The following is an 8757-nucleotide window of genomic DNA, read 5'->3' on the forward strand; positions in this document are numbered from 1 at the left end:
GGTGGCGACCCACCGCGTCGCCTTCACGTTTTCCGTCTGTGTGGTCACGGGAGTGCTCGAATCGGTCCTTGACGGCTCCAGCCGTTGACGGTGACGGCGCCCTGCTGGACGGCGGCGAGCGGCGCCACGTCATCGGGGAGCCAGCGGTGGTACTGCTCCACCTGACCCCAGTCCCGGTACCAATCGCCGTTCAGGTAGGTGGGCACGGTCGAGGTCCACATCAGCGCCTGGGTGAACAGGAACGGCCCGCCGGACTTGGACGCCTGCCACAGGTTCGACGACGCCGAGGTCTGTTTGTGGTCGGGCTGGATGCGGTAGTCCGGCAGTTCGGCGATCCCCAGGTGTTCGGAAAATGGCCGCTGGCAAGGGAAATTCGCCGCGGTCGCGATGTCCATCAGCACCGGCTTCTGCGACCCGATCAGCTGCTGCACGGGTTTGAGAACCGGCACCCGCGGCGGCGTGAACGCGAACCACTGGTCCTCGCTGAGGTTGGGGTCGTAGGCGACGATGCGCGCGACGTTGGCCTCCGGCGGCGCCCAGCTCATCGGGAAGCGCAGGTTGCGCCAGGCCGGCTGCGGCCCGATGTCGATCGGGAACATCAGCCCGAGCGGCTGCACGCTGCCGTCGGATTTCGTTGCACCCCACTGCAACCGGAGCGACTGGCCGTACATGAAGTCGCCGTCCTCCTTGTAGGACCAGATGGCGCCCGAGGCGGCGACGACGACCAGCGGCCGGTCCGGGGTGCGCGGCGGCATCTGGTACCACGCCGAGGTGGCGGTGGCGGCGCGGGTGTTCTCGCCGTAGCTGCCCATCACCGGCGTGCGCGCGGGGTCGAGGCCGAACGGCAGTGCGGCCTCCGAGCCGTTGACCCCCTTGGGGCCCTTGCCGCCCGCGGTGCCGGCCGAGTCGGTGATCGAGGCGTTCGGCTTGTTAGGAGATGCGTCGGAGTTGACCACGCCCGGCTTGGTCACCACCGGGTCGGACTGCAGGTTGTCGCCGACCCCCTGCGGGGTGAACCCGACCGGGTTGTCGCCGCCCAGCGGCCCGTCGGGTCCGAACTTCTGGCCCGGAACCGGTTGCAGCACACCCTCGTTGGGGTCGGGCTCGGCCAGCACGTCGTCGGCCATCGCGCAGCTCAGCGCGGGCGTGCCCGCAAAATACGTAGCCAGGGCGGCGAAGTTGGCCTTGCCGGTGGTGTACATCGGGTAACGCAGCACCGCGCCCTTGCCCAGCGAGGCGACCTCGCCGAAAACCATGATCACGGCGACCACCAGCAGCGGCGTCGACGCCAGCACGCGGTTGCGGCGCGTGTCGGCGACTTCGGTGTGCCCCGCGTAGTCCATCCGGAAGTGCTGCCAAGCCGCCAGCAGCCCGGTCGCGATCGACAACGCCAGGAACATCGACGTCACCGGGTGGCTCGCGATCACCGGCTGGATGTCCCACCACGGGACGCCATAGTTGTTGACGTAGAACCAGCCGTTGATGCCCGACGTCGCCCACGCCAGCATGAACAGCAGTGCCGTCACGTAGAGCGTCAGGTTGCGGCGGTTGTGCAGACCGATGCGGGCCAGCGCGAACGCGGTGACCGCGCCCAAAGCCCCTGCCAGGCCGGCGAATTCGCCGAACTGGATCGCGTACTTCGTCGGGGTGAAGTGCAGCAGCAGCAACCCGATGGCCGTGGTGCCGATCAGCCGCCACGCCGGACCGCTGGCCACCCCGGGAACCTTGCCGCGCCGCAGCAAGATGATCAGCACCCCGAACAGGCACAGGAGCATGATCAGCACCGCGAAGCGCCGCGTCATCGAACCCTCGGCGTTGCTCTCGACCGTGAGGAAGTAGTAACGCAGGAACTCCTGATACCAGGCGATCGTCGGGCCGACCTTGTACTTGATCCGCGCTGCCTCGGCGACGGTGGCCAGCGTCTGCGACCGGAACACCACGACGAGGATCAGCGACAGCGACGCGGTCAGCACCGCCAGCGGAGCAAGGAGCCCGTCAGTTACCTTGCGCCGCATGATGACCCGCGCGATCGGTCGAGCCGCGGCCAGCAGTGCCGCGACCGCGATCAGGCCCTGCGGTGCCAGCGTGGCGGTCAGCATCGCGACGATGATCGCCACCGCCGCGGGCACCAGCCGCCGGGTGGCGATCGCGGTCTCGGCCAGCACCCAGGTGGCGACCACGCCCAGCGCGATCAGCGGCTCGGGCCGCAGCCCGTTGTTGAACGGCAGCCAGGCCGCCAGGAACACCGCGCCCGCAGTCCACACCGCCACCCGGTTGCCGGCCAGGCCGCCGCGGCCGGGGCCCAGCCGTCGCAGCATGTAGCGGCTGATGATCAGCCAGGTGCCGATCGCGGCCAGCGTGGCGGGCAGTCGCATCCACACCCCGGCGGTGCTCACCGACGCCAGCTGAGCCAGCACCGCCTGGTACCAGTCGAACGGCGCCTCAGACGTGCCGAAGTAGCGGTAGTAGTTGGCCACGTAGCCGGCCTGCCCGGAGACGCGGGCCATCGTCAGGTTGTAGCCATCGTCCGACGAGGTTGCGCCGATGACATGCCAGAGCAGCAGCGTGCCGATCACCCCGGCGTCGGCCAGCCACGTGGCGATGCCGACGTTGAACCAGGCCTTGAGGTTGCGCGGCGTCCGCCGTCCCGCCGTCCGGTCGAGTACGCCCAGCGCGACGATCGAGGCGAACACGGCCAACACGCCCAGGGCCATCACCGCCGTTTTCAGAAACGTCGGCGAAACAATGAACCGGGTGTCGACGTCGACGCGCGCCGACAATCCGGGCTGCGCGGGCACCGTCAAGTCGGTGAAGATCCCCCCGACCGCCGGCTTCTTCTCGGGCGCCAGCGTGCCCGTCGCGCCGGGAATTCCGACGAAGTCGGCATGGGCCCCGACGGCGTCCGCCCAGATGTGCAGCGTGCTACAGGCGCCGGCGGCTACGGCGGAGCGCGGCGCCGCGGCGGCCACCGTGTCACGGAACGCGACGACGACGGAGTCCTTGCCGGCCCGGACGAACAGCCCGCTCTTGCCGGTCTCGAAGCCGGCGACCGGCAGCGTCGACACGACAAGTCCGCCGTTGGCGGGCAGCGTAGCGATCGCGGCGCACGGGATGGAGATGTCCAGCGCGCGCGGCGCCCCGGATACCAGGGGCGCGGTGATGTCGGTGATGTGGCCGTCTTTGAGGCCCTGGGGCCACAGAATCGTGGCCGTGGTCTGCGTGACCGGCAGCAGCGGGACCAGCGCGCAGAGCAACGCGCCGGCGATCCCCGCGACGACCGCGATCAGCCGGGCGAGCCGGTGTGTCGATCGCTCGGTGTCGTCATGGGGCACGAGGCACGATGGTAGGCGACGAGCCACCGGCGACGATGCAGACCGCGCCGCGGGCTGAGGAGGAGGCGGGTAATCGGACGGGGCCGGTAACTAGGGAGGCAGCCGGATAACGAAAATAAGTCCGGCCGCGATCCAAACCGGATTCATAGAATGCCCGCCGGAGAGCGCGCAGGTCAGTGCGCCGTCGGAGCCGCTTTCGTCCACTCGACGCGGGCTGACGTAGCTTTCGGGGCCGTTCGACGTCTCGGAAAAAACGTGGTTTAGTGGCTCAACGGTGGTGAATTTAACGGAGCAGAAACAATCCACCACCGGCCATTGGCGTGAGTTGTGGAGTTCGCCCTATTCGCGAACGACCGCGGTGGTCGCCGGGGGCGTGGTGTTGTATTCCACCAACGAGTTCCTGACGATCAGCATGCTGCCGAGCACGATCAACGAGATCGGCGGCGAGCGGATCTATGCGTGGGTGACGACGCTCTACCTCGTCGGGTCGGTGGTCGCAGCAGCGGCGGTCAATGCGCTGCTGCACCGCATCGGCGCCTGCATCTCCTACCTGGCAGGCTTCGCCGTCTTGGCGGTCGGCAGCTTGGTCTGCGCCGCGGCGCCCAGCATGGAGGTCCTCTTAATAGGACGGTTCTTCCAAGGGCTCGCGGGCGGTCTGCTGTGCGGACTGAGCTTCGCGGTGATCAACGCGGTGCTGCCGCGAAGACTGTGGAGCCGAGGTTCGGCGCTGGCGGCCTCGACGTGGGGCATCGGCGCGTTGCTCGGTCCCGCGCTCGGCGGCTTGTTCGCCCAGTTCGGCGCCTGGCGCTGGGCCTTCGGCCTGCTGGCGATGCTGAGCGTGGCGATGGCCGCGTTGGCGCCGGGCTTGCTGAGTGTGGACGGCTCCGAGCCGGCCACCGACCGCGATTCGGCCCGCATTCCGCTTCCATCGGTCGTTCTGCTGGGTGCGGCCGCGCTGGCGGTCAGCGTGGCGTCCCTGCCGCACAACACCCTTGCGACGGCAGGGCTGCTGGTCGTCGGCGCGCTGCTGATCGGCGCGTTCCTGGTGGTCGACCGCCGGATGGACACCGCGGTGCTGCCCGCCAGCGTCTACGGATTCGGCCCGCTGAAGTGGGTCTACCTGACGTTGGGGCTGTTGGTGGCCGCCACCAAGGTCGACCTCTACGTGCCGTTGTTCGGGCAGCGATTGGCCCACCTCGGGCCGATTATCGCCGGGCTGCTCGGCGCGGCGTTGTCGCTGGGCTGGACGATCAGCGGGTTCGGCAGCGGCTCATTGAACAAGACCCGCACGATCGTGACCGTGGTGGTCGCGGCGCCGCTGGTGATGGCGGGCGGTCTGGCGCTGGCCGGAGTCACGCACGTGCAGGGCGCCACCGCCGGCATTGTCATTCTCTGCGCGGTCGCGCTACTGGCCGTCGGCGTCGGTATCGGCGCCGCGTGGCCGCACCTGTCGGCCTGGGCGATGAGCGACGTCGATGATCCCGCCGAGGGCGGCGCTGCCGCCACGGCGATCAACTCGGTGCAGCTGATCTTCGGCGCGTTCGGCGCCGGGCTGGCCGGTGTCGTGGTGAACCTCGTCGACGGGGGCGGGGCTTCGGCCGCGCGGTGGGCTTTCGCGGTCTTCGCGCTTCTCGCGCTGACCGCCTGCGTCACCGCGGTCCGCGCGGGCCGTCAACAGGTCGCGTACTAAGGCGCTACCCCCGCAGCGGGGCCGGGCTCCACAGGCCGCTGCGTGTCGCCGAACCGAGGTCGAGTTCAGCGGGCCCGGCGTCCGGGTAATACGGCGTAAGTTGTTGCAGCGCGCCCCAGTCCCGAGACCAGTCGTCCTTCAGGTATGTCGACACGGTGGCCGCGCGCACCAGCAACTCGGTGACGCCGAGCGGGCCGCCGCCGTTTTTGTCCATCACCGGCGAGTTGGCCTCGGCGCCGAACCGGTCGGGAAGGATCCGCCACTTCGGCACCTCGTCGACGCCGTTCTGGTGGCCGAACGGCCGCTGGCACGGAAAGGCCAGGCCGACAAGCCAATCCAGCAAAACGGGATCCGACGAACCGACCACGTCCTGCAGCGTGCGCAGCCGCGGGATCCGCGGCGGGGTGACGGCGATCCAGTGCATCGGCGCCAGGTCCTCGTCGGTCACGACGACCCGCACCTGGGTGGCGTCCGTGGGCACCGCGGACAGCGGCGCCCGTAGGTTGCGCCAGGCCGGAGCCGCGCCGACGTCGGCGAGTCCGGTCGAGCCGCCGGGCTTGTTGTCGGCGGCCTGTTTGTCGGTGGCCCACTGGATTTCGACCTCGCCGTAGTTGAACCGGCCCGCCGCCGACACCACCAGCAGCGGACCGGATTCGCCGCGGGGCGGCAGGCGGTACCAGGCCGACCGCAGCCGGGCGGGCACCTGGACCCCGGATCGCCAGCTGCCCAGTACCGGGGTGTGGGCCGGGTCCAGGCCGTAGGGCAGCCGCGCGCGTGAGCCGTTGATGCCGGGCGCGGCCGTGGTGCCGCCCTCGTTGCCGGCTTCGCCGCTGGTGACACTGCTGTCGTCGCTGACGAAGCTGCGGTCGCCGGGACGTTCCATCACCGGGTCGGCCGACACCGAGGACGGAATGCCGTTGGCGTCGAAGCCTTCGGCGAAACCGTCTGCCAGCGCGTCCTTCTCGTCCGCGGAGACCGGCTTGAGCATGCCGACGTTCGGATCCTGCTCGACGAGGACGTCGGTCGCCAGTCCACAGGTCTTGCCGGCTAAAGCTTGCAGGTTGGAGCGGCCCACCGACCATGCCGGGTACTGGTCGGTCATGCCGAGTGTCAGCGACAGCACCTGGAAGAAGACGATCGTCCACGAGGCAATCCCCAACGGGGAACGGATGATTCGACCTACGCGCGTGTCCCTGGGCGGCTCGGCGTCGGTGCCGTTCTTGACGAAGTGGAACCAGGCGGCCAGTAGCGCGACCAGTACGGTCAGCCCCAGGAAACCGGTGGTGAATCCGAAGTGCCACTGCGGGAACGCATTTGACCACGGTACGCCGAAGTTGGAGACATACCACCAGCCGTTGACGCTGGCGAAGGACAGCGCGACGACGAACAACACCACCGTGGCGAACAGCGTCCGGTTGCGGCGTGAGCGCATCGCCGTCGCGGTCACCGCCACCGCGGCAAGCGCGCCCAGCGATCCGGCCAATCCGGCGAACACCCCGAAGTGGTGGGTCCACTTGGTCGGCGTGAACATCATCGCGATGAACGAGATCACCGTGATGCCGATGATGCGACGGCTGGGCCCGGCGGCAGTGCCCGGAATTCGCCCCTTGCGCAACGTCATTGCGATCGACACGGCGAGCGCGACCAGCAACGCCAACAGTGCGAAACGGCGGGCGATCGACCCGTCCGGGCTGGCCATGAACAGCCGCTCGTAGCGGATGTGCTCGTCGAACCAGCTCAGGCTGGGCCCGAGGGCACGCTTGAGCGTGGTCGCCTCCATTTCGCCGGCCAGCGTCTGGTCGCGGAAGATCAGTATTGCGTTGACGGTCACCGCCGCGACGATCGGCGCCAGCATCGGTAGCACCCCGAACTGTCGCGAGCGGCGGTGAATGATGGTGCGCAGCGGGCCAATTGCCACCAGCAGCGCACCGATCGAGGCGATGCCCGTCGGCCCGGAGAACAGCGTCAGCGCCCCGACGATGCAGGCCGCGGCCACCGGCAGCAGGCGACTGGTGGCCACCGCACGCTCGACCGAGCACCAGGTCAACAGGATGCCGAGCGCGATGATCGGTTCCGGGCGCAGGCCGTTGTCCAGCGGTAGCCACACCGCCAGGAAGGTGCCCGCCGCCGTCCACGCCGCCGCCTGCGAGGTCTTGACCGCGTGCCCCAGCCGCGGGATGACTTCCCGGCTGATCACCCACCAGCAGGCCAACGCCATCAGCAACGTGGGCAGCCGCATCCAGATGCTCGCGGTGGTGACATGGGCCCACAGCGCCAGCAGGTCGTAATACCAGCCGAACGGCGCCTCGGGGGTGCCCAGCCAGCGGTAGTAGTTGGCCATGTAGCCGGCATGCTCGGAGACCCGGGCCATGGTGAGGATGTAGCCGTCGTCGGCGGTGTTGGCGCCCACGAAGTGCCACCACACCAGCACGCCTGTGACCAGCCCGTCGAGCCAGCTCAGCGACCACCAGCGCGGCGGCAGAATGCGCCGGTGCCGGGTGCCGTCGGCGGTGTCCAGCACGTGCAGCGCGATCAGCGCGGCGAGCGTCAGCGCGACACCGAGCATCATCGCCGCCATCTTCAGCGGCGTCGGCGAGCTGCTGTAGCGGGTGTCGATGGTGGCCGAGAAGGTCAAGCCGGGCGGGGCCGGCCCGCTGAGATCGGTGAAGACGCCGACGATCTGCGGCCGGAAGTCGTAACCGCTGCGCTCACCGCGCAGCGCGGCGCCGGGGTGCTCGGCGTTAGGACCCTGCTTGAGCCCGACGAATTCGCCGATCACCCGGTCGGCATGTGCTGTGAAGACCAGCTTCTGGCAGTCGCCGCTGAGTACCTGGCTCAGCGGCGCGACCACAAGCGGCACGTTGCGGACGACCAGCACCAGGTCATCGTTGGCCCGCTCGATCAGCAGACCGCGGTCCACGGCCTTGGGCGCCTGCTTGGGCACCGTCGACAGCAGCACGGTCTTGCTCGGGCCGCCCAGGCCGGCGGCGGCCTGACACGGGATGCTGATGTTGAGGTCGGTGGCCACGTAGCCGATCAACGGGGCCTCGACGCTGCCGAGCACCCCGTGTTGCGGCCAGTTCAGTTGCGCGGTGGTCTGTTTGACCGGCAGCAGCGGCGTCGCGAGGGCCAACAGCGTGCCCAGCAGACCGGCGACGACCGCGACGAATCGGGCAGCCCGGTAGCTCTTGCCCGCCGCCGTCTCGGTCACGGTGCTTGATGCTAGTTGCCCGGCATCGGTCGCCTCGGTAGCCATCAGGGTTTGCGAATGGCCAGCACGAAGGGGCCGATCGTGGTCACGCTGAACCGCGGATCATCGAAGATGGCGGCGTTGAGCTCGACCGTGTAGCGGCGAACGTTGGGCTGGTTGGGGTAGACGTCCTCGGCCAGCCGCAGGGTGTAGGTGCTCGACGCGCCGGCCGAGCCGCCGTGCCGCATCAGGAACACCGTCGGCGGCGCCCACGGCAACGTGTCCAGGGCGTGGATGAACGGGTCGGCGGTCTTGAGCTTGGCCCACTGGTTGATCGCGGCCGCCCGCTTGTCGAACTGCGCCAGCGGGTTGGCGTAGTGCGACGTCAGCCCCTGAAAGCCGTAGTAGGGGTAATACGACAGGAAGCTGTAGTCGGCGGTCAACACCACCGTCTGGTCGCGCGGCCGGCCGGTCGCCTGGGTGATCGCGGCGTCGATCTGCCCGTAGAACTTCTCCGAGCTGGACGGACGACGGTCGCCGCGCTG

At 69.2% G+C, this 8757-nt stretch carries 4 protein-coding genes; 1 reads left to right on the forward strand and 3 read right to left on the reverse strand.

Annotation, left to right across the window (positions count from 1 at the left end; all coding sequences use genetic code 11):
* Positions 1-44 precede the first annotated feature (44 nt).
* Positions 45-3332 carry an arabinosyltransferase domain-containing protein gene (locus tag A5658_RS03090; RefSeq protein ID WP_067331037.1) on the reverse strand — a complete coding sequence of 1096 codons (3288 nt, stop codon included), beginning with the start codon at positions 3330-3332 and terminating at the stop codon, positions 45-47.
* Positions 3333-3606: 274 nt separating this feature from the next.
* On the opposite strand from A5658_RS03090, the gene A5658_RS03095 reads away from it, so the two are divergent.
* Positions 3607-5022, forward strand: a complete 1416-nt coding sequence (locus A5658_RS03095) for an MFS transporter (protein ID WP_067331039.1) — start codon at positions 3607-3609, stop codon at positions 5020-5022.
* Between the two features lie 4 nt (positions 5023-5026).
* Here the strand turns inward: A5658_RS03095 and A5658_RS03100 are convergent, their stop codons facing one another.
* Positions 5027-8278 (reverse strand): arabinosyltransferase domain-containing protein, encoded by a 3252-nt coding sequence (locus A5658_RS03100; RefSeq protein ID WP_067331042.1) that lies wholly within the window; start codon positions 8276-8278, stop codon positions 5027-5029.
* On the reverse strand, positions 8278-8757 hold a 480-nt coding region (locus A5658_RS03105; protein WP_197503025.1), incomplete at its 5' end, for an arabinofuranosyltransferase. The genes A5658_RS03100 and A5658_RS03105, both read right to left, overlap by 1 nt.

The sequence above is a fragment of the Mycobacterium sp. 1245111.1 genome, from assembly GCF_001673405.1.
In the GTDB taxonomy this organism is placed as follows: Bacteria; Actinomycetota; Actinomycetes; order Mycobacteriales; family Mycobacteriaceae; genus Mycobacterium.